At 61.2% G+C, this 21981-nt stretch carries 18 protein-coding genes; 4 read left to right on the forward strand and 14 right to left on the reverse strand.

Features of this window, described 5'->3' with window-relative positions:
- Positions 1-58: 58 nt before the first annotated feature.
- The 5 genes from ACQUSW_RS04055 to ACQUSW_RS04075 form a co-directional block, all read right to left on the reverse strand.
- Entirely contained in the window at positions 59-331 is a 273-nt protein-coding gene (locus ACQUSW_RS04055) for a YlxR family protein (RefSeq protein ID WP_428930967.1), read from the reverse strand.
- 52 nt (positions 332-383) lie between these two features.
- Complete coding sequence (nusA, locus tag ACQUSW_RS04060) at positions 384-1370, reverse strand: transcription termination factor NusA (protein ID WP_428930968.1); 987 nt, start codon at positions 1368-1370, stop codon at positions 384-386.
- Positions 1371-1487: 117 nt separating this feature from the next.
- Positions 1488-2522, reverse strand: coding sequence for an LOG family protein (locus ACQUSW_RS04065; RefSeq protein WP_428930969.1), 1035 nt, complete (start codon positions 2520-2522; stop codon positions 1488-1490).
- A gap of 60 nt (positions 2523-2582) precedes the next feature.
- The gene (locus ACQUSW_RS04070; protein ID WP_428930970.1) at positions 2583-3614 is read right to left on the reverse strand and encodes a formylglycine-generating enzyme family protein; all 1032 of its coding nucleotides are present in this window, start codon (positions 3612-3614) and stop codon (positions 2583-2585) included.
- A gap of 7 nt (positions 3615-3621) precedes the next feature.
- A complete protein-coding gene (locus ACQUSW_RS04075) occupies positions 3622-5373 on the reverse strand; it encodes a proline--tRNA ligase (RefSeq protein WP_428930971.1) in 1752 nt (583 codons plus the stop codon).
- Positions 5374-5445: 72 nt separating this feature from the next.
- Here ACQUSW_RS04075 and ACQUSW_RS04080 point away from each other — a divergent pair, with 72 nt between their 5' ends.
- Positions 5446-6861 (forward strand): RNB domain-containing ribonuclease, encoded by a 1416-nt coding sequence (locus ACQUSW_RS04080; protein WP_428930972.1) that lies wholly within the window; start codon positions 5446-5448, stop codon positions 6859-6861.
- Between the two features lie 117 nt (positions 6862-6978).
- Here ACQUSW_RS04080 and ACQUSW_RS04085 read toward each other — a convergent pair whose 3' ends face one another.
- The 3 genes from ACQUSW_RS04085 to ispG all read right to left on the reverse strand — a co-directional run bounded on the left by ACQUSW_RS04085 (position 6979) and on the right by ispG (position 10007).
- Entirely contained in the window at positions 6979-7740 is a 762-nt protein-coding gene (locus ACQUSW_RS04085) for a lytic polysaccharide monooxygenase (protein WP_428930973.1), read from the reverse strand.
- Between the two features lie 230 nt (positions 7741-7970).
- Positions 7971-8720: a lytic polysaccharide monooxygenase gene (locus ACQUSW_RS04090; RefSeq protein WP_428930974.1), complete on the reverse strand. Its 750-nt coding sequence runs from the start codon at positions 8718-8720 to the stop codon at positions 7971-7973.
- Positions 8721-8876: 156 nt separating this feature from the next.
- On the reverse strand, positions 8877-10007 hold the full coding sequence (gene ispG / locus ACQUSW_RS04095; protein ID WP_428931276.1) for a flavodoxin-dependent (E)-4-hydroxy-3-methylbut-2-enyl-diphosphate synthase: 1131 nt from the start codon (positions 10005-10007) through the stop codon (positions 8877-8879).
- A 217-nt stretch (positions 10008-10224) separates the two neighbouring features.
- Here ispG and ACQUSW_RS04100 point away from each other — a divergent pair, with 217 nt between their 5' ends.
- Positions 10225-12144, forward strand: a complete 1920-nt coding sequence (locus ACQUSW_RS04100; protein ID WP_428930975.1) for an anthranilate synthase family protein — start codon at positions 10225-10227, stop codon at positions 12142-12144.
- 3 nt (positions 12145-12147) lie between these two features.
- Here the strand turns inward: ACQUSW_RS04100 and ACQUSW_RS04105 are convergent, their stop codons facing one another.
- From ACQUSW_RS04105 to ACQUSW_RS04115, 3 genes are all read right to left on the reverse strand, one after another.
- Positions 12148-13455 carry a M50 family metallopeptidase gene (locus tag ACQUSW_RS04105; protein WP_428930976.1) on the reverse strand — a complete coding sequence of 436 codons (1308 nt, stop codon included), beginning with the start codon at positions 13453-13455 and terminating at the stop codon, positions 12148-12150.
- A 78-nt stretch (positions 13456-13533) separates the two neighbouring features.
- Complete coding sequence (dxr, locus tag ACQUSW_RS04110; RefSeq protein WP_428930977.1) at positions 13534-14619, reverse strand: 1-deoxy-D-xylulose-5-phosphate reductoisomerase; 1086 nt, start codon at positions 14617-14619, stop codon at positions 13534-13536.
- Positions 14620-14691: 72 nt separating this feature from the next.
- On the reverse strand, positions 14692-15657 hold the full coding sequence (locus tag ACQUSW_RS04115; protein ID WP_428930978.1) for an FKBP-type peptidyl-prolyl cis-trans isomerase: 966 nt from the start codon (positions 15655-15657) through the stop codon (positions 14692-14694).
- A 196-nt stretch (positions 15658-15853) separates the two neighbouring features.
- On the opposite strand from ACQUSW_RS04115, the gene ACQUSW_RS04120 reads away from it, so the two are divergent.
- The gene (locus ACQUSW_RS04120; protein WP_428931277.1) at positions 15854-16543 is read left to right on the forward strand and encodes a lysophospholipid acyltransferase family protein; all 690 of its coding nucleotides are present in this window, start codon (positions 15854-15856) and stop codon (positions 16541-16543) included.
- A gap of 21 nt (positions 16544-16564) precedes the next feature.
- Here the strand turns inward: ACQUSW_RS04120 and ACQUSW_RS04125 are convergent, their stop codons facing one another.
- Positions 16565-17062 carry an OsmC family protein gene (locus tag ACQUSW_RS04125; protein WP_428930979.1) on the reverse strand — a complete coding sequence of 166 codons (498 nt, stop codon included), beginning with the start codon at positions 17060-17062 and terminating at the stop codon, positions 16565-16567.
- A gap of 72 nt (positions 17063-17134) precedes the next feature.
- Here ACQUSW_RS04125 and ACQUSW_RS04130 point away from each other — a divergent pair, with 72 nt between their 5' ends.
- The gene (locus tag ACQUSW_RS04130; RefSeq protein WP_428930980.1) at positions 17135-18133 is read left to right on the forward strand and encodes an asparaginase; all 999 of its coding nucleotides are present in this window, start codon (positions 17135-17137) and stop codon (positions 18131-18133) included.
- Between the two features lie 46 nt (positions 18134-18179).
- Here ACQUSW_RS04130 and ACQUSW_RS04135 read toward each other — a convergent pair whose 3' ends face one another.
- Positions 18180-21056: an FtsK/SpoIIIE domain-containing protein gene (locus ACQUSW_RS04135; protein WP_428930981.1), complete on the reverse strand. Its 2877-nt coding sequence runs from the start codon at positions 21054-21056 to the stop codon at positions 18180-18182.
- 66 nt (positions 21057-21122) lie between these two features.
- The gene (locus ACQUSW_RS04140) at positions 21123-21959 is read right to left on the reverse strand and encodes a PP2C family protein-serine/threonine phosphatase (RefSeq protein WP_428930982.1); all 837 of its coding nucleotides are present in this window, start codon (positions 21957-21959) and stop codon (positions 21123-21125) included.
- Between the last annotated feature and the right edge of the window lie 22 nt (positions 21960-21981).

Genomic DNA, 21981 nt, shown 5'->3' on the forward strand with positions numbered 1-21981 from the left:
TTCTCCTGTCTGGGTCGGTCGGCCCAGGCAGGGCAGACCATCTAGTTGCGGACGGGTCTCATTTCGAGCCGTTCACTTTGTTTCCATAGCCGTTCAGCCGTTTCTCGAGGGTCTGCGTGTCCGTAGTGACGGGCACGCGAAGCGCACGGGCAAATGCACGGCGCTGCAGTGCAGCATCCGTACAGTCATGCGTGGGATGTACCCATGCACCGCGTCCCGGCATTGACGCACCCTCGTCGAGGACGAGGGTGGAATCTTTGACAACCACTCTGAGCAGAGCAGACCGAGATGCGGGCATACGACAGCCAACGCACGTTCGTACAGGTTCCATCTTACACCTCCGCGCCTGACAGTTCGGCGATGAACCCCATCGCCGCCGCGTATCAGTCGAGGATGCTGTCGGGCTGAATATCGATCTTGGCCCCCGTCAGTTTTGCCGCCAGTCGGGCATTTTGGCCCTCTTTGCCGATGGCCAAAGACAGCTGATAATCGGGCACGAGCGCTCGTACAGCTTTTGTTGCCTCATCGAGTACAAAAGCCGAGGTCACCTTTGCCGGCGACAGCGCATTGGCCACAAAGGTCGCCAAATCGGGATCATGGTCGACGATGTCGATCTTTTCACCCGAAAGCTCTTCGGTCACAGCACGCACGCGGCGCCCCATCTCACCGATGCACGCACCCTTAGCGTTGATCGAGGGGTCATGTGCTCGCACAGCAATCTTGGTGCGATGACCAGCCTCACGTGCCAGCGAAACAATCTCGACGAGCTCCGAGTTGATCTCAGGGACCTCGAGAGCAAACAGCTTGCGCACGAGACCAGGGTGAGTCCGCGAAACTGTAATCGACGGACCCTTCATCCCCTTCGCCACCGAAGTGACATACACCCGGATGCGTGAACCATGCGAGTACTCTTCGCCGGGCACCTGCTCTTCTGGTGGAAGAATGGCCTCCACCGAGCCCAGGTCGACGTGAATCATGCGTGGATTAGGCCCCTGCTGCACAACTCCGGCAACAATGTCGCCCTCGCGCCCTCGGAACTCACCCAGCACCGCGTCATCAGCGATATCGCGCAGCCGCTGGGTTACCACCTGCTTGGCAGCAAAGGCTGCGATGCGACCAAAGTCGGCGGGAGTGACGGTTTCTTCGCCAATCACCGCGCCCTCGTCATCGGTCAGAGTCCGAACGACAGCCACGTGGCCCGTGCGATGATCAAGATCGACGCGCACAGAGGCGTCCGCAGTCGTGCCCTCAGCCGACGTGTGTTTCGTGTAGGCCGTGAGGATCGCCTGCTCGATAATCGTGATGAGTTCCTCAAAGGGAATCTCTTTCTCGCGCTCGATTGTGCGTAGCAGCGAAAGATCGATGTCCATGGCGCCTCCGTATTCAGCTCTCACCCGTGCCGCAACTGTGGCACAGGCATCCGAATAGATTACCGGAAACTCTACCGATCTACGCGCGGCGTTTCATCACGCCCACGACGCAACGATTTATCGCGCAGAAGGCAGAGCGTTGATCGCCCGCACCAGTCGGTGCAGGCTCCCGACCCGGAACTGATTCAGTTGCAGCATGATGCGCGGCAAGTGCAGCAGGTCGTTGTCACTCTTCTCGGGCGCGAGAGGCTCGGTGCGCGTGATACCGCCGGTTACCGCAAGATCGCCGAACTGGTCGTTCAACGCCGTGATTTCGTTATCGGTGGGTGTGTGCTTAAGCCGTAGGACCAGCTGATCACCCACCCAGCGCAGCGAATCATAGTTGTGCCAGAAGCCCAGCACCTCGGCCACCGCTTCATCGACGGAATCGGTGATGAGCACGCGATCCATGTCGTCTTCGGCAATGTAACCGCCACCGGCCAGGTGCTCGCGCACGTAGGCATCCAGCGCCTGCCAGTACGTACCGCCGACGCGATCGAGCAGCACGATCGGCATGGGTTCTGCCTTACCGGTCTGCTGCAGTGTGAGCAGTTCGAACATTTCGTCCATCGTGCCAAAACCACCCGGCAAACAGACGAATCCGCGCGACTCTTTCATGAGCATGAGCTTGCGGGTAAAGAAATACTTCATCGAGACAACATGCGATTCACCGGCAATGATGTCATTGGGTTTCTCTTCAAAGGGCAAGCGAATCGACACGCCAATCGACATATCACCACCAGCACCCTCGGCACCCGCCTGCATAATGCCGGGGCCAGCACCGGTCACCACCATCCACCCAGCACGCGACAGCGACTGCGCCACATCGTGAGCCTGACGGTACAGCGGGTCATCCTCTTGCGTTCGGGCCGAACCAAAAATAGTGGCCTTCGGCACCTCAGAAAACGGCGCGAACAGGCGAAAAGCATCGCGCATTTCCGACAGCGCCGCCGATGCGATCTTGGCGTCAAGCCGTGCCGTTGGGTCTTGCCCCATGGCAATGGCTGTGTGCAGCATCCGGGAAATCAAGGCGCGGTTTTCTTGAACGTCGGCCTCGGAAAGAAGCTCGTCAATACCAGCGCGGACGTCATCAGACAGTGTCACATCGGTCATGCCTCTAGCCTGACATGATTCTGCGGCAACATACGCCACCAGCCACGATCCCGGAGTGAACTACAGCGATACGGTGCGAAACCCTGCGTTACCCATCGATGAATCGGGAGTGTTCTGCGAGCGCGCCGCGTTGCGGTAACGGTTGCAATACGAGTCGTGGCACAGATAGCTGCCGCCGCGCAGCACACGCGCGGCTCCCTGTGGCGGGCCCTGCGGATTTCTGTCGGGAGACTGCCCGTAGTAGCGCGGGTCAAACCAGTCAGCGCACCATTCCCACACGTTGCCCACCATTTGCCACAGGCCGTACCCGTTGCGGTCAAACGTGCGAACGGGTGCCGTGGTCAGCCAGCCGTCTTCCTGTGTGTTGCGGGCCGGAAATTCGCCCTGAAAAATGTTGGCGCGCCAGCCGCCCTCATCGACCTCGGCGTTACCCCACGGGTACTTTGCGCCTTCGAGTCCGCCTCGGGCCGCATATTCCCACTCCGCCTCGGTCGGTAGGCGTCGCCCCGCCCACGCGCAGTAGGCCTGGGCGTCGTTCCAGCTGATGTGTACGACGGGGTGGTCGTCGAGTCCGTCGAGGGAAGAATTTTTTCCCCCCGGATGCTGCCAGTCAGCGCCGCGCACTCCGTACCACCAGGGTGTGCCCGGCGGCACCCCCACAATGTCGCTTTCTGGTGCTTGAAGTGCCAGATGAAACACGGCCGAGTAGCCAAACTCTTCGGCTTCGGTACGGTAACCGGTCGCGGCAACAAAACGAGCAAAGGCGGTGTTGGTGACGGTTGTGGCGTCGATCTGGAACGACGAAATAATGACCTCGTGACGCGGCACTTCTCCGTCTGCAGGGTTGCGATCGCCCGAGGAGTCTCCCATCACAAAGCTTCCGTCAGGAATCTGTGCCTGCTCAATGCCGTGTTCTGCCGCGCCTGCTGCGGGCTCGGTTTCGTCAGCGTGCCGGACGCCACTGTTTTCTTCACCGCGCGGTGTGGTCGTCGACAGCGTTAGCGGGGTCGCTCGCGACGGGGCTTGGCAGCCGCAACCGCACCCCGCCGATGCGTTATCGCCGGGCTGCGGTTCTGCGGATGCGGGTGTCACGCTGCTGCTAACCCAGCTGCCCGAGAAGGTCGTCGGCGGCGATCGTCTGACGGTCGCCGGTGCTGCGGTTCCACAGTTCAACCTGGCCATCGGCTGCACCGCGCCCGACGATAACGATCGTGGGCACGCCGAGCAGTTCGGCATCGCCAAACTTCACGCCGGGGGAAACCTTGGGGCGGTCGTCGTACAGCACATCGCGCCCGGTTGTTTCGAGCTGTGTCACCAGTTTTTCGGCCAACTGATAGGCAAGCTCGTCTTTGCCCGTGGCAACGACGTGCACGTCGAACGGCGCAATCTGCGCTGGCCAGATAAGGCCGCGGTCGTCGCTATTAAGCTCGGCGATCGCCGCAAGAATTCGAGTGATACCAATGCCGTACGACCCCATGGTGACGGTGGCGAGTTTGCCGTTGCGGTCGAGCACCTGCAGACCCAGGGCTTCGGCATATTTGCGGCCGAGCTGAAAAACGTGCCCAATTTCCATACCGCGAGCCAGTGTGACGGGGCCCGAACCGTCAGGAGCCTCATCGCCGTCGCGAACGGTCGCAACCTCTACCGTGCCATCGGCGGTAAAGTCGCGTCCGGCAACCACGTTATAGGCGTGCTTTTCGTGTTCATTCGCGCCGGTAACCCATGATGTACCGGTCACTACCCGCGGATCAACCAGGTACCGGATGCCACTGGTCGATTTTTCTCCCAGGACCGGGCCCTGTGCGCTCCACGGCCCGATATATCCGCGAACGAGTGCGGGGTGCGCGGCAAAGTCATCGTCGGTCGCCGCCGACACTTCGGCCGGTGCGAAAGCAACTTCGGCGCGTTTTTCTTCCACGTCGCGATCTCCGGGAATACCGACAACAACCAGCTCGGTGGTCTCATCGGGGTACGTGAGTTTGAGCACCACGTTTTTGAGCGTGTCGGCGGCCGTGCACCCACCGTCGATCACGGTCGCGGCCTGTGCCACGAGGGTGTCGATGGTGGCAGCATCCGGTGAATCAAAAATCGTGGGGGCCCCTGCGCTGTCGATGGGTAGGGCATCGGGAGCAGGCGTTGTGTATGCCTCAACGTTGGCGGCGTAACCGCCTGCGGAGCGTACAAAGGTGTCTTCACCGATGGGCGTCGGGTGCAAGAATTCTTCGCTGCGCGAACCACCCATGGCACCCGCGTCGGCCTGCACAATGACGTATTCCATGCCCAGACGCTGAAAAATACGCTCATAGGCGTCGCGCTGTGCCTGATAAGAAACATTGAGGCCTTCGTCGTCGATGTCAAACGAGTAGGCATCTTTCATGCTGAACTCGCGACCGCGAAGAAGACCGGCACGCGGACGCGCCTCGTCACGGTACTTGTCTTGGATCTGATAAATGGTCAGCGGCAGATCTTTGTACGACGAATACAGGTCTTTCACCATGAGGGTAAAAGCTTCTTCGTGCGTGGGCGCGAGAAGATAGTCGCCGCCCTTGCGGTCTTTCAATCGAAACAGCAGCTCGCCGTATTCTTCCCACCGGCCCGTGGCCTGGTAGGGCTCCCGCGGCATGAGGGCAGGAAAATGCACCTCTTGCGCACCGGCGGCTTCCATCTCTTCGCGCACCACCTGTTCAATGCGTCGGCGTACCCGTAGCCCGAGCGGCAGCCACGCGAATACGCCGGCTGCCTGGCGGCGAATATATCCGGCGCGCACAAGCAGGCGGTGGCTGGTGACCTCGGCCTCGGCCGGGTCTTCACGAAGAGTACGGACAAAGAGTTGCGAAAGACGGGTGACCACGTGCCAAGTCTAGTGATGCTCACGCGTGGTCACGAATATGACGACCGTTGTGACGTGCGTAAGCTGGCCGACATGCCACAGCGCCGATCGCATATTTCTGAATCTGCTGCACAGAGCGAACTCGCCCAGGCATTGGCCGAGCTACGCGAACCCTATGAAACCCCGTTCAGCGCCGAGGTGCTACGGGAGGCCGAGCAGGCGAGTGCTCCGGCTCCCGAACTCGACCTGCGCGATATTCCTTTTGTCACGCTTGATCCAGCCGGATCTATGGACCTTGATCAGGCTTTTCATCTGGAAGAAGCTGCGCGCGGCTACACGGTGCGCTACGCGATTGCCGATGTGCCCGGCTTTGTCACTGCCGGCTCGGTGCTGGATCATGCCGCCCGCGAGCGTGGTCAAACCCTCTACGCGGCGGATGGTTCGATTCCGCTGCATCCGCTCAGCCTCAGCGAGGGTAAAGCTTCGCTACTTCCGGATGCTGATCGCCCCGCGCTTGTCTGGACATTCCAACTGGATTCTGATGGCGCCCTCGCCGCAACACAGTTGCAGCGTGCGCTCATCCGGTCGCGCGCCAAGCTCGATTACGAGACCGAGCAGGATCGACTGGAACGCGGTGAAGATTCTGCTGCCGCCCTGCTGCCGCGGATCGGACGCTTGCGGATTGACCGCGAGGCTGCCCGTGGTGGCGCGAGCTTGAATCTGCCCGATAACGAAGTTGTTAAAGGCAACGGTGTGTACAGCATTCGGCGGCGTCGTCCGCTGCCGATAGAAGACTGGAACGCGCAGCTGTCTCTGTTGACGGGCATGGCCGCCGCAGAGATGATGCTCGAAGCAAAAATTGGTGTGTTGCGCACCATGCCGCAGCCCGATGATGAAGCGTTTGAGACGTTCCGACGGCAGACTGTCGCGCTGGGTAATCCGTGGACCGAGGGCCGCTATGGCCGATACTTGCGCGAGCTTGATCGTCGAGATCCGAGCACCCTGCCCATTCTGGATGCCGCGAGCGCACTGTTTCGTGGCGCGGGTTATCACGCTTTTGATGGCGACCTGCCCGAAGAAACCATGCAGGCGGCGATTGGTGCACCCTATGCCCATGCCACCGCTCCCCTGCGTCGACTTGTTGATCGTTGGACTCTGACGATCTGCCTGGCTATCGCCGAGGATCGAGCGGTGCCGGAGTGGGCCCGCGAGAGTCTTGCCGAGCTACCCACGCTGATGCAGCAGTCGTCGTCGCGGTCGGGTCAGTTGAACGCCGCGACGGTCGACCGTGTCGAAGCCGCTGTTTTGGCGCCGTTAGTCGGCACGGTTTTTACTGCCACGGTCCTGCGGGCGCGCAATGGAGACGGTGAAGCAACCATCCAGATTGCCGACCCTGCGGTCACGGCTCGGGCACCTGTTCCCGAAGGGGCAGACCCGGGAACGCTCGTCAGACTGCGTCTCGAAAGCGCCACGATCGCTTCGGGTCGCGTCACTTTTTCGCCTGCTTAGCGCGCGCTGTTTGTGGGCAGTGAGAAGGGGGTCGTGTTCGTAAACACGACCCCCTTCGCTTCGTGTCGGGTGCAATGACAAGAGTCAGTTACGCCCCGGCACTAGGTGCGAGACAGCTTAGGCGCACTCGCCCAGTTCTTTCCACACGCCCCATTCACCGGTGGTGCCGGGTGTTTCACCCAGGGTCCACCATGCGGCGCGGTACTCAACACCGTCGTGGCTAACTTTCTCGCCACCGGTGTAGATAGTGCCCGAGTTCCATGCAACAGCGTCGCATTCCTCGACAGGGCCCGTGGTGGGCTCAGGGTCGGGAGTGGGCTCAGGGTCGGTGGTGGGGTCGGGCGTGGGGGTAACGCTGCCGCCCTCGCCGACGGTCACATCAATGCAGCTGTAGAACGCGTTGATGGTGTCGTCGATGGTCCAGCGTGCGAGGATCGTGTGGTCGCCCGCAGGAAGGTTCTGCAGGGTGTGCTGAACGGTAGCCTCGGGACGCTTGCCGTTGTCGTAGTACGTCTTGAACCGCTCACCGTCGACGAAGTACTCCCACGAGGTGGTTGAGTGACGCGCGGTGATCTTCCACGTAAAGGTCGTGGTCGAGTCGATCGTGGTGCGAGGCCAGGGGCGCGAGTCATCGTCGAGGATCGCGAAGCCTTCGTTGCCACCGCTGCACAGCATGGAGCCCTTCGGGGCTTCAACGCTCTGCGGCTCGTACTTGATGCCACCACAGTCGAACGAGGTTGCCCCCGTTGAACAGTGGTCCTGTCGGCTACCCGGGTCGGTAACCCAACCGTGGGCGCTGGCGCTGGTCGCCATTGCTCCGCCGGCGAGGAGGCCGGCAGCAACTGCCACCACCACAGCCATTGAACGGAAACGCTTCATTGTGACTCCTGTCATTTCCTTTTCCCATGAAAGACGGTTTCGTATGTCTCTCCCCAGCGAAACCATCTGTGCGAGGCTAACTGCCGTTTGCCCCCACTCAGTCAGAGTTTTTATATGCATGTGGATATTACGTAGAGATAACGACCGGATGCCGGAGGGCACCGTAAACGTAAGAAGGGAGGCCCGCGCGCATGCAGGCCTCCCCGGTGTTTACCTCTCAACTATCGCGTCTAGCAGGCTCCCACTTCTTTCCACACACCCCACTCACTTGTGGTGCCGGGGGTTTCCCCCAGCGTCCACCAGGCGGCGCGGTACTCCACGCCATCGTGGCTGACTGTTTGTCCACCGGTGTATACGGTGCCGCTGTCCCAGGCGGCTGCAGTGCACTCGCCGGGCTCGGGGTCAGGATCCGGATCCGTGGTCGGGTCCGGTGTGGGTGTGGGATCGGGGTCGGGCTGGCCGCCCGAACCTACGCGCACGTCAATGCAGTTGTAGAAAGCATTACCGGTGTCGGCAATGTTCCAGCGAGCAAAAATCGTGTGATCGCCCGCAGGGAGCCCTTCCAGAGTGTGGGTCACGGTTGCTGGTGGGCGTGCGCCGTTGTCATTGAAGGTCTTAAAGAGTTGACCATCAACGAAATACTCCCACGTGCTTGTGGCGTGACGCGCTGTGATGTTCCACGTAAACGTCGTGGTCGAGTTGATCGTGGTACGAGGCCACGCCCGCGAATTGTCGTCGAGAATGCGGAACTGGTCATTGCCGCCGCTACACAGCATCGAACCCTTGGGTGCTTCCACGCTCTGCGGTTCATACTTAATAGCACCGCAGTCAAACGAGGTAGCTCTTTCAGCACAGTGGTGCTGTCTACTACCCGGATCAGTAATCCAACCGTGGGCACTGGCACTGGTGGCCATCGCCCCTCCTACGATCGTGCCGGCGGCGACCGCCAGCACAACCGCGAGTGAACGGAAACGCTTCATGGTGACTCCTCTGTCATCCTTGCAGTTGTTTCCCCACGGATGACGGGCCATGCTTTACGCCCCCAGCAGCACCGTCGCGAACGACGCTAATGTCGACATGCATGCACCAGAATGCACAAAAAGCGTTATGTGGAAAACACGTACGCGTTCTCGGTGCTAGCCGGTCACAACCTCCGCCGAACCAAGGCCGGCTTCTAGCCCCATCTCTTCGGCAATACGGTTGGCCTCTTCAATGAGCGTGGCCACAATCTCGTTCTCGGGCACTGTTTTAATAACCTTGCCCTTCACAAAAATCTGACCCTTGCCGTTACCGCTGGCAACACCCAGATCGGCTTCACGCGCCTCTCCTGGCCCGTTAACAACACAGCCCATAACAGCAACACGCAGCGGCACCGTGAGGTCTTTCAACCCTTCCGTGACCGAGTTAGCCAATTCATACACATCTACTTGCGCACGGCCACACGAGGGGCACGAAACAATCTCGAGTTTGCGTTCACGCAGATTCAACGACTGCAGAATCTGGTGGCCGACCTTGACTTCTTCTGCAGGAGGTGCCGACAAAGAAACACGAATCGTGTCGCCAATGCCCTCGGCGAGCAAAATACCGAAGGCTGTCGCCGACTTAATCGTGCCCTGGAAAGCAGGGCCAGCCTCGGTGACACCCAGGTGTAACGGCCAGTCACCGCGCTCGGCCAGCATCCGGTATGCCTTGACCATAACAACGGGATCGTGGTGCTTGACCGAAATTTTAAAGTCATGAAAACCGTGCTCTTCGAACAGCGAGGCCTCCCACACCGCGCTCTCTACGAGGGCTTCTGCCGTGGGGCGACCATATTTTTCGAGCAGACGCTTATCGAGCGAACCCGCATTCACACCAATACGCAGCGATACATCGGCCTCGGCCGCAGCCTTAGCAATCGCGCCCACATTGCCATCAAACTCACGAATATTGCCGGGGTTGACCCGCACGGCAGCACACCCAGCATCGATCGCGGCATAAATATAGCGCGGCTGAAAGTGAATATCAGCAATCACCGGAATCTGGCTCTTTTTGGCAATAATGTGCAGCACATCGGCGTCGTCTTGAGTCGGCACCGCAACGCGCACAATTTCACAACCGGATGCTGTCAACTCGGCAATTTGCTGCAGAGTGCCATTGATATCGGTCGTGGGCGTGGTCGTCATAGACTGCACACTGACAGGAGCACCTCCGCCCACAAGAACTTTGCCGACCTTGATTTGGCGGCTCTTGCGGCGGGGGGCAAGCGTTTCGGGGATTCGGGGCATCCCCAGATTCACAGCAGACACGTTCTAAGAGTACTAGCGTGCAACTGCAGTAAGGCTGGAAGCGCGGTATGTGATAGTTTCAGCGCATGACCGCGACCCGCATCTGGTGGCCCGCCTCCTAGGCGGTGAGTTCGCGTACCCACGAAACACAGACCGCCTTCCGGGGCGGTCTTCGTTGTCTTGTGCCGCACCGGTTCTACCCCGCAGGAGATTCCCGATGACCGACGCCACAGCCCCCGCCATCAGCAGCAACGATGTGCTGGCGCTCGCCCACGACCCCGAGCAGGCCCTTGTTCTGCTGGCCCGCTCAGGCTCATCCCCCATCGAAGTACTCACCGGGAACGTGCGCGACGTTGATCTATTAGCCGATATTCCGCTGGATCTCGGCAAAGAAATCTTTGCGATGGTGCCCTACCGTCAGGTACGCGAACGTGGCTTCACCGCCGCGGATGACGGCGCGCCACTGCGCTGCATTATTGTCGACGAACGGTACACCTACGCACGCCAGAGCGCGCTGAGCGATCTTCCCTCCGAACCCATCGCCCTGCACGATGCCGGCTTCGATGTGAGCGATGACGACTATGCAGCCGTCGTGTCGAAGGTCATCCGCGACGAAATTGGGCGTGGCGAGGGTGCCAACTTTGTTATTCGCCGCGACTTTACCGCGCGCATCGACGCCGATGAACGCCTGGCAGCACTGACCTGGTTCCACGCTCTTCTCGAGCACGAGCGCGGTGCCTACTGGACCTTTGCCGTGCTCACCCCCGGCCTCATCGCTGTAGGCGCCAGCCCCGAAGCACACGTTGTGCAGCGTGGCGGCAGCGTGACCATGAACCCCATTTCGGGCACCTTCCGGCACCCGGCCGAGGGTGTGACAAAAGAGGCGCTGTCGGAGTTTTTGTCGTCGACAAAAGAGACCGAAGAACTCTTTATGGTGGTCGACGAAGAACTCAAGATGATGAGTGCGGTGTGCTCCGATGGCGGTCGTATCACGGGGCCCCACCTCAAGCGCATGTCACGGCTCACGCACACCGAGTACATGCTGAGTGGCCGCAGCAAGCTGGATCCGCGTGATGTGCTGCGCGAAACGATGTTTGCCCCCACCGTGACCGGCTCCCCCATGCAAAACGCGTGCACCGTCATCGAACGCTACGAAACCGAACCGCGCGGCTACTATTCCGGCGTGGCAGCGCTGTTTACACCAGCATCCGGGGGTGAATACGATCTCGACGCACCCATTCTTATTCGCACCGCCTACCTCAAGAACAACACACTGCGCGTACCCGTGGGAGCAACGCTCGTGCGGCATTCTGATCCGCACGGAGAAGTGAGTGAGACGCACGGAAAAGCTGCGGGAGTGTTGGGCGCGATTGGTGCTGTTGATCGCGCTGTTGCGACCCCCGCCAGTGATCCGGATGCCCCGGATGCTGCCGAGCACGATCTGGTAAACGACCCCGAGATCGCCGCTCTTCTTTCTTCGCGCAACGCTCGCCTGGCCGATTTTTGGATCACCCCGCAAACCGATGCCGCCCACCACACACCCTTTGTTGGGGTGCACGCGCTCGTCATCGACGCAGAAGATCGCTTTACCACCATGCTCGCCCACCAGCTGCGTCACCTGGGCTGCACGGCCGAGGTTGTTGACTGGCACGCCGTCACCGACGCGCAGATCGACCAGGCCGACCTCGTCATTGCAGGACCTGGCCCTGGCGACCCGCGCGATCATTCTTCTGCGCGTATCAGCCGGATGCAACAGGTTGTTGCGCGTCGCCGCGAAGCCGGCCGTGCGCTGCTTGCCGTGTGCCTCAGCCACCAGATTCTGGCCGATACCCTCGGCATCGACCTGCAGCCGCTGGATGAACCGCACCAGGGTGTGCAAAAAACGGTGCCGATCTTTGAGCACGACGCGTCGATCGGCTTCTACAACACGTTCACGGCGCGAGTACCGCAGGGCACGACCCAGGTTCCGGATGCCGAAGTATCGGCCGATCCTGTCACCGGTGACGTGTACGCGCTCCGCGGCAACCACTTCGCGTCAGTGCAGGGACACCTGGAGTCGATTCTTTCTCACGATGGCATCACCACGCTCGAGCGTCTCGTTGCCCACGCCCTTGCCGAGCCGCAAACAGGTAAGTAGTAGCTAACCGAAAATACGTACCGGGTTGATGAGGTCGGCAATCAACAGCAGCCCGCCCATCGCCACCAGCGCCACGGCAACAACCACCGTGATAGGAACAAGTTTGGTGGCATCGACCGGGCGCGGTGCGGGCGCTCGTCGCAGTGTGGCCCAGGCACGACGCACGCCGTCCCACAGCGCCACGGCAATGTGACCGCCGTCCAACGGCAGTAACGGTATGAGGTTAAACACGAACAGCGCAATATTGAGCGACCCCAAAAGTCCGAGCATCACCACAAACCGGTTGAGCACGGGAGCATCGGTGGCCGCTACCTCTCCGGCAATACGGCCAACGCCCACAACGCTCAGGGGTCCGTTGGGGTCGCGCTCGCCACCGGTCACCAGCGACGCGCCGACATCCCACAGGCGCTGCGGTAGCGTCACCACAATCTGCCCCACTGCGACAGCGTTTTCCCATGCCATCTGGCTGCCCGAGAGAATCGGCTGACGCACGTACTCGACCTGCGAGGTCATGCCCGCGTAGCCCACCGTCGCCATGACCGGATCGCCATTATCGTCAACCACGGCTAACCCGTCGGCATCGACAGCGGGGCGCTGCGCTGCGATCGGTGTGAGCGTCAGCGTGAGCTGTTCGCCGCCGCGCTCAACAACCAGTGCAAGAGCAGCATCCGGTGACCGCTGTACAATACTGCTGGCCTCAGCGAAAGTAGCGACCGGTTCACCGCCCACACTGATGATTGTGTCTCCGGGGAGAAGGCCCGCCTGCGCGGCAGGTGAAACCGGATCATCAGCAGAACACGTTTGTGACCGCGAAGTGGCAGGCAGCACACATTCAGCCACCGCCGACACGGTCGTCGTAGCCTGCTGCAAACCAACGCCCGAGAGCAGCACGGTAAAAATAACGACCGCCAAAACAAGGTTCATGATCGGCCCACCGAGCATGATGATGATGCGTTTCAGGGTGGAAAGCCGGTAAAAAACTCGATTGTCGTCGACGATTGTTTCGTTATTAGCATCGCGAGCATCTTGTACGAGGGTGCGAAACATCCCCGTCGCTTTTTCGCCATCCGCCGTCGCCGGGTACATGCCGGCCATGGAAATATATCCGCCGAGTGGTAAAGCTTTTACGCCATACTCGGTGCTTCCCCAGCGGCGCGACCACAGCCGCGGACCAAAACCGATCATGTACTGGCCCACGTGCACGCCAAAAAGTTTGGCCGGCACAAGGTGACCAACTTCGTGCAACGCGATGGATACCGCTAAGCCCACAAGCATGAACAGCAGACCACCGATGTACAGCATCATCTCCACGCTGACACGTTAGTCGTCTTTACCCTCGAATATTCTCAGAGCCGCCGATTCGACGCCGCGACAACTCAACGAGGCCTGCTATTGCCGTTCAGCGATAACGCGATCGGCCTCTGCGCGCGCCCACGTTTCGACGTCGTTCAGCACCTCGACGGTGAGTTCGCCCGGCTCTTCGTGCGCACCAACCACCCGCTCGATCGTGTCAACAATCCCCAAAAACGGCAGTCGTCCCGCATGAAAAGCGTGCACGGCCTGCTCATTGGCGGCGTTATAGACAGCCGGATAGGTGCCCCCCGCACGCCCCACTCGTTTTGCGAGCGTGATTGCCGGGAAGGCTTCGTTGTCGACCGGTTCGAACGTCCAGCTGGTGGCCTGTGTCCAATCCAGCGGCACGCCCACTCCCCCCACCCGGTCGGGCCAGTCCAATGCCAACGAAATGGGCAGCCGCATATCGGGCGGCGATGCCTGGGCGATCGTCGAACCATCGACAAACTCGACCATCGAATGCACGATCGACTGCGGATGCACAACAACGTCGATCTGGTCGTACGGCGTACCAAACAGCAGATGGGCTTCGATGACTTCGAGCCCCTTGTTCACCAGCGTCGCCGAGTTGGTGGTCACCATGGGCCCCATGTTCCACGTCGGGTGCGCCAGAGCCTGTTCGGGGGTGACGTTGGCGAGTTCTTCCCGACTACGCCCACGAAACGGCCCGCCGGATGCAGTGACAACGAGGCGCCGCACTTCGCCCGCACCGCCCGAACGCATCGCCTGAGCAATAGCGGAGTGCTCAGAGTCCACGGGCACAATCTGCCCCTCTTGTGCCGCCGCGGTGACCAGGTCGCCACCCACAATCAGCGACTCTTTATTGGCGAGCGCCAGTGTGCGGCCACTCTCCAGGGCTGCCAGAGTGCTGCCCAGGCCAATAGAGCCGGTAATGGCGTTGAGCACAATATCGGCGTCGACGTCGCGCACCAGCTGTTCCGCCTCGCTCGCACCGAGCGCCGTGTGCTCGACATAGAACTGCTCAGCCTGCTGCTGCACCTGCTCGCGATTTGTTCCGGCGGCTAAACCCACCAGTCGAAACCGGCGCGGATGAGCCCGGATAACTTCGAGTGCCTGGGTGCCAATAGAACCAGTAGAACCAAGAACGATGATGCGACGCATGCGCCCAGCCTACGGGGCGATGGGCGTGGCATCCGGAAACAACTGTCTATTCCGGATGCCACACATCACCCACTACTGTGCGATAGGCGCCGTTGCCACAATGTCAACAACAAAAACGAGAGTTTCGTTTTGCAGCTCGTGGCCCTCTTGTTCACCGTAGCCCTCGGCAGGCGGCATAGCGACAAGCACCTGCGAGCCTACCTTTTGGCCTTCCAGCGCCTTACGGAAACCGGTGACGACACCGGTGGTCGGGAGCTGGGTGGGCGTGCCACCGCGGCTCCATGTGGAGTCAAACTCGCTGCCATCGCTCCACTTCACACCGCGGTACTGCACTGCGACAAGGTCGCCGGGAGCAACTTCTGCACCGTCTCCCTGCTGCAGCACAGCGATCTGCGTTTCTGTCGGTGCGTCGGCGTCGGGAATGGTGATGGTGGGCGCACCGTCATCATCAAGCTCGACGGTGGGCATGCCCTCTACCGGGTCAACCGGGGTGCCCTGCGCGATCGTCGGAAGCTTCTCGACCGACTCGGCGTACACCACGAGCGAGGTGTCACCGCCACCAAGAGCGGAGCTCGGCAACGCCAACACAACACTGCTACCCAGCGGCTGGCATTCTAGCGCGGCAACAAAGAGTGAAGAGTTTTGCGGGTCGAGCAGCATCGGCAATGCGTCTTCGCCATCACGGTCGCTCGAATCAAGAACACTGCCGTCGGCAGCGTCAACAATCGAGAAGTGCACGGTAACGAGGTCACCAGCGTGCACGTCGTCGCCGTCACCCTCGTTAACAACCGTGCGGGCTATATCGTCGATCGCGTAATCACTGGGAAGGGAGACAACTGCATCGTTACCGCTGCCTTCCACGGTGACCGCATCGGATGCCTCGCTGGGCTGCGCATCAAGCAGACACTGACTGTCGGCTGCGTCAGCATTCGCATCGGCAGTGGGGTCGGGTTCGGGGTCGGCACTGCCGGAGCATCCGGTCAGCAGCAGAGCAGAAATGGCCACGGCACTGAGTGCCGTTAGGGGGCGTAAACGCACAATAAACCTCAAAAAAGTAAAAACGGGATACAGCTATCTTCCTCTACGCGCCTTGGCTAACACTGAACGCGGCATGCCCAAGCAGGTATGAATCCTCCACTACCCTCGAAGAGTGACCAGCACCGACCCCGCAAACTCCACCCCCGATGCACCTACACAGGTGCATCGAGCGGGCGCTACGTACCGACTCGGGCGGATGGCCATTAGCCCTCTGGCTCGCCTGGTATACCGACCTCGCGTCGAGGGTAAAGAAAACGTGCCACGCAGCGGCGGCGTCATAGTGGCCAGCAATCACCTCTCGTTTATCGACTCGATTGCTATCCCGGTCGCTGCGCCGAGACCCGTGCACTTTCTCGCAAAATCAAGCTATTTCGAGGGCAAAGGTTTTCGCGGATGGCTTAAGCGCACCTTTTTCGAATCGATCGGCGCTATCCCCGTCCGGCGCGGCGCCGGGCAGGCGGCCCTTGACGCCCTGGATCAGCAGCGGCGACTCATCGATGAGGGTCTGGCTGTTGCGCTGTATCCGGAAGGCACGCGCTCTAGCGACGGTCGCCTCTATAAAGGGCGCACGGGTGTTGCTTTTCTCGCATTGCAAACCGGTGCCCCCGTTGTTCCCGTCGGGCTTATTGGCACCGACAAAGTTATGCCGAAGGGTGCTCGAATGCCGTCGTTGCGCCAGCGCGTGACCGTCAAGTTCGGCGAGCCACTCGACCTCTCCGGCCACGGCCCGGCCACATCGGGGCGGGCACGCAGGCAGGCCACCGACGAGATCATGGCGGCAATTCACGCTCTCTCGGGGCAAGAACTAGCCGGTAGCTATAACGAGGTTCCTGCGCAGGGCACGGTCGACCGCATCAAGCAGGTCTTGCCACGCGAACGCCTGTAGGCTGCGAGGCTGCGCTAACAATTACCGGATGCTGCGCTGCGCAGCATCCGCCGTACTTACCGTCGCTTCGTGCCGCACCGGAAACGCGACGGAGTTCGCAATAAAGCATAATTTTTGTGCTTGCTCGTGGGCATGCAGGGCCGCCTCCATCATGGCGGCATCGGCGACGGTCACGTGCGGGCGCAAAATGACCTCGGTGATCGCACCGCCGCCGTTATTGTCTTGCTGGAGAACGGCGGCAGCACGGTCGTGATAGGCGGTCACGATAATTTGTTCTCGCACGCACACGTGAAGATACGACAGCAGATGACACTGGCTGAGCGCTGCGAGAAGGTGGTCTTCGGGATTCCAGCGTTCGGCGTCGCCGTGAAACACGCGATCAGCTGAACCGTAGCTGTCGGGTTTGCCGTCGATTCTCACCGTGATGTCTCGCGAATAATCGCGGTAGCCGCTCGTACCCGTTCCCTTGTTACCCGTCCACGTTGCGGTGAGCGCGTAATGATGTTCCCCCCATGCCATGGTTCTATCGTCGCAGGCCCCTCGGAGGAGTGCCAGTGCGGATATGACGGTTCACAGCGCTAGGCTGGCAGGATGCTCGAGACGCTCTCTGTTGCCGACGCTGTGGAATTGGCCGTTGTCGAACGCAGCGGTTTTATTGAGTCGCGCCATGCCGGTACTGCGCTGGTTCTTTCTAGCGATGGTGAGGTTGTTCGCCAGCTAGGCCCTACCGACGCCCCCATCCTGCCCCGGTCGACCCTGAAACCGTTTCAGGCGATTGCCTGTGTCACGGCCGGTGCCGAACTTGAGGGTGAGCAGTTAGCGATGGCCACGGCCAGCCACGCTGGAACAGACCGGCATGTGACCGTTGTACGCGAAGTTTTGCAGAGTGCAGGCCTGACAGAAGACGACCTGGAGTGCCCGCCCGCGTGGCCGAGTGACTCCGCGACGCGAGACGAACTGGTGCGTGATCACGGTGCTCCTGCTCGTGTGCGCATGAACTGCTCCGGTAAGCACGCCGCCATGCTTCACGCCTGCGTTGCGACGGGGTGGCCAACGCGCGGCTACCTCGATCGTGAGCACCCATTGCAGGTGCACATTCGTGAAGTAATGGAGCGTTTGACGGCCAATAAGGTCGTCGCAACGGCAGTCGATGGCTGCGGTGCTCCTGTTTACGCTATGAGCTTGGAGGCTTTGGCGCACGGTATTCACCGTGTGGGCGGGGCTTCGGAGCGTTCGCCTTTTGCGCTGCATCGCACCGCGGGTGCGCTCGTTCGTGCCGTTCGCGAGAACCCGTGGGCTATTGACGGCCCGGGGCGAGCGGATACGCAGGCGATTGAACACCTGGGGGTTTTTGCTAAGGGTGGTGCTGAGGGTGTGATGACCATGGTGGCCCCGGATGGAACAACCGTGGCATTGAAGATGCTCGATGGTTCGCCGCGGGCTTCGACCGTGGTTGCCGCAACACTGTTGGCGCAGGCTGGTGCGATTGATGAAAAGGCTTTGTCGGAGCTCGTCGCCGTGTTGCCGCTGGAGGTCGAGGGTGGCGGCCGTACGGTCGGCATGATTCGCCCGGGTGCTGCCCTGGCTTAGTGGCCCGGGTCGTGCCGCCAGGCTCCGCCGCGCGAATCGCGATCGTCTACGCCCATTCGTGCCGCGCCCACGCCGCAGTTTCGGCGGGAGCGGCCCGTTGCGGCGCAAGAGCCGCAATGACGATGCGCTGGGGGTCTTGGCCGCCGGTAACGAGCCATGCACGGCCGGCGTGCGGCCGCAGGTAGGGAGCAAGACCACGCCATCCGACGAGTGTCCGTAGCTCTGTCGTGCACTCGGGCAGCACCACAATATCGGCCACACCGCGGGCATGTTGCCACAGCTGCCATGATCGCTGCCAGCCTTCTGCCTCGCCGACAATAATGGCCCCCGCGGGCAGGTCGGGACCGGTCTGCGGCGTGAATGCGAGGGGATCGTGCTGCGCAAGAACGTCGGTGAGGGTGAGTACCGGATGCTGCGGCCATGCCTGGCGCAATGCTGCGGCGGTAAGTTCTTGACGCTGTGTGATAACGACGGTCAGCCGTGCTGACGGTTGCCAGGCAGGTTCGTTCGTTGGCGACGCTGGCGTCGGATGCGACCGCGCACGGTGATCGGTATCGGGGTATGCGACCTGAGCGAAGTACCCGTCGATACTGAGCCGACCGGCCGGGCGATGCGGGATGTACTGCGCGGAGTCACCTCCCGCTGCCACATGATCGTGGCGGTTGGGCAGCGCCAAAAGCGCGCGTCGCGGTAAGAGGTCGGCAACCTTCGTTGTACCGCCCGACAGTCGCGTGGCTGTGCACACGATTGTGCTGCCCCAAGCGCCTGCCGAGCGAACGATGCGTTCCCAGTTCTCGACCCACACCTGGCTATATTCGGGCGGAAATGCTGCCAGCCGTGCGTCCATGTCGTCGCACACAATGAGCGGGGCTGCTGGTCGTTCTCCTGCCGCCAGCTCGTGCACGATCGACCATGCCTGTTCCTCATCGGCGGGGATGACCAGCGTGTGCGGGTACTGGTCGACAAGCATCTGCACTGCTGTTGTTTTACCGCTAGCTGCTCCCCCAACAATCATCATGCCGCGGTCTCGGCCCGGGGTAATGCTCAACACGTCACGGCGCTGACGCTGGGGATCATCGATCAGTGCCAGGTGAATCTGCGATTCCCCACCGTGACCCGGCCCGCGTGCTGCAGCACGCAGCTGGGCGAGAGTGACCTCGGTCGGCAGCGGCGGCTGCCAGGGGCTCGTCGCACGAGTGGCATCCGGGTACTGGGCGGCAATGCGGCGCAGATCCGACTCTGCGGTGAGAGCGACTCGAAACAGCACCGGCTCTGCGTCGCGAGGCCGCCGCATGAGTGCAAGGCCTCGGGCACCGCTTTCTCCCGATAGCTCGGCCGCAGCATCAGAACCAATCATGAGGCGAGAATCGGCGGCGTCAGTGACTCGCAGCGTGATTCGTAACGGACAGTTGGCGGCGAGAGCGTCACGGACGACGCCTGTTGCTCGCTGTGTTCCGATGATCAGATGCATGCCCAGTGCACGGCCGCGCGCGGCAATATCGGTGAACACTTCGGCGAGGGTGGGGTGTTCGTTCAGCAGCGCAGCAAACTCGTCAACGATGATGACGAGGCGGGCGAGTTCGCTCTTCGGGTCGGCAATCGACCGTGCTCCTCGGTCGGCGAGATGTTGTTCTCGCCTGCGCAGTTCGGCACGAAGACTGTGCACGCCGCGCTCCGCTTCTTCTGCGTCGAGATCGGTCATCACTGCGGCAACGTGCGGTAGCTGTTTCAGCGGGTCAAACGCAGTACCGCCCTTGAAATCGGCGAGTACAAAATGCAGTTGTTCCGGAGAATAGGCCGTCGCGAGCGCGCTTACCCAGCTGACTAGGAGCTCACTCTTACCCGCTCCTGTGACGCCGGTAACAATCGCATGGGGTCCGTCTTCGACCAGGTCGACAGCCGCCGTGTGTGCTCCGTCTCCGCCGATCGCCGCGAGGAGACCGTCGGAATACAGTGCGGGTTGATCCAGCTCATGCAGCGCGATGCGCTCGGGCATTGCGACGACACCGTCGTCGTGGCGTGCCAGCTGCTGTGCGAGCACAGCGATCTGTTGGCGTGATATTCCTTCTACTTCGCCCCGCATGGTCTGTTCACCGTGTCTGATGACGGCGGATGTCGGATCGTTGCAGTCGATCACCACCGAGACACCCTCAGGAACCTTGTCGTCTTCATCCAGCAGCACGATGCTGCTATCTGCGCGCCCTATGATTGCACCCGCGCTCACTCCCACGCGCCATACACCCGAACGTGCGTGGGCTGCATGCGGCAGTGCGTGGATCCCCCACTGTTCGAGGTGCTCAGGCTCACCAATCACAGCCAGTGCACGCACGCCGAATCGTAGGCACAACTGGGCGACGATTGCGCGCAACACGGCCTGTGTCACGGCCCCGCATCCGCGAATAGCGATTCCACTTCCGAGCGATACAACCAGTGGCACACCCGTAATGGTTGCGGCCTGCTCACGAAATTTCTCTGCCCGCTCCCCCGTGCCACCGCTCAACCGGATGCGGCTGCGGTCTGTGCCGCGCGCAACAGTAACCACAGTCGAAGCGTCAAGGAGCATGCCACGCAGCGGAGGATCGGCCAGGCACAGTGCAGCATCCGGTGCCTCTCGCAGACGCGTGTCTTGTTCCCGCTGTTGATGCTGTTGCCACTGCCGGGTTGTTCGCCGCCATGCTTCTTCGTATTCACGGGCCGACTCACGCTGTTCGCGGCGTCGCTGCCGACGAGAATCGATGAGTGATGCGCCCATCATCGCCGGCCCCAGAGCTGCAAAGCACAGCGCGAATAGTGAGCCCGTCACCAACAACAGCACAACACCAGAGATCACCGGAACCACAGCACCTGCCATGGGTAACGCTCGTTTACTGGGCGGCGAAGGTTCGTCGGGTAATACGAGCGGATCGGCAGGGTCAGTGTGCATGTCTGTCAGTCTGTTGCTTTGCCGCCGTACACGCCGGCAAAAAACAGCTGACGAGAATAACTCTTCTTATCCCTCGTTCGGGGAGGAATCGGCCGTCTGATCGGGGTCAACCGTTGCGGCAGCAGCATCGATGTCGCCCTGCGACTGCTCCGAGGTGGCCTCGAGCACATCAACAATGATGAGCGTGACGTTGTCGCGACCGCCGTTTTCGAGAGCTGCCGTCAGCATGGCTTCTACAGCAGCCGAGGCCTGGGCATTCTCCGTAAGAAAATGAAGAATTCCATAGTCGGTGAGCTCTTTTGTTAGCCCGTCCGAACACACAACGAAACGGTCACCGACACGTACCTCAATCTCGCGGTAGTCGGGCGGTGACACCTCGGTGACGCCCACAGCGCGCGTGATCACGTTGCTGTACGGGTGCGCTTCGGCTTCTTCTGGGCTCAGGCGACCCGACGCAATGAGTTCTTGAACAACCGAGTGATCGGTCGTTACCTGTGCCAGAGCGCCATCGCGCATGAGATAGACACGCGAGTCACCAATATTGAGCGATGTCCATCGGGCATCTTCTGCGCGCAAGAAAACGCCGGTCAGGGTTGTTCCGGTGCCCTCATCGGTTGCTTCCGGATGCTGCATAATGTCGTCTACTGCACGACTAATTGCCGCTTCTACGCCAGCGCCATCGACAAGACCCTGCGCGACGAGTTCATGCATACGAGCAACTGTGCTTTGGCTGGCCACCTCACCACCGGCATGCCCGCCCATTCCGTCGGCGACGATAAAAAGTGGATATTCGGCGAGAAATGCATCCTGATTATTCTCGCGGCGCCGACCGCGGTCGGTGGTGGCTGCCCAGCTCAGCCGCACGGCGTCGCCGGTTCCCAGGGTGACATCGCGATGGTTCACCTGTATTGCCTCATGCACCTCG

The sequence above is a fragment of the Microbacterium luticellae genome (assembly GCF_050408645.1).
In the GTDB taxonomy this organism is placed as follows: domain Bacteria; phylum Actinomycetota; class Actinomycetes; order Actinomycetales; family Microbacteriaceae; genus Microbacterium.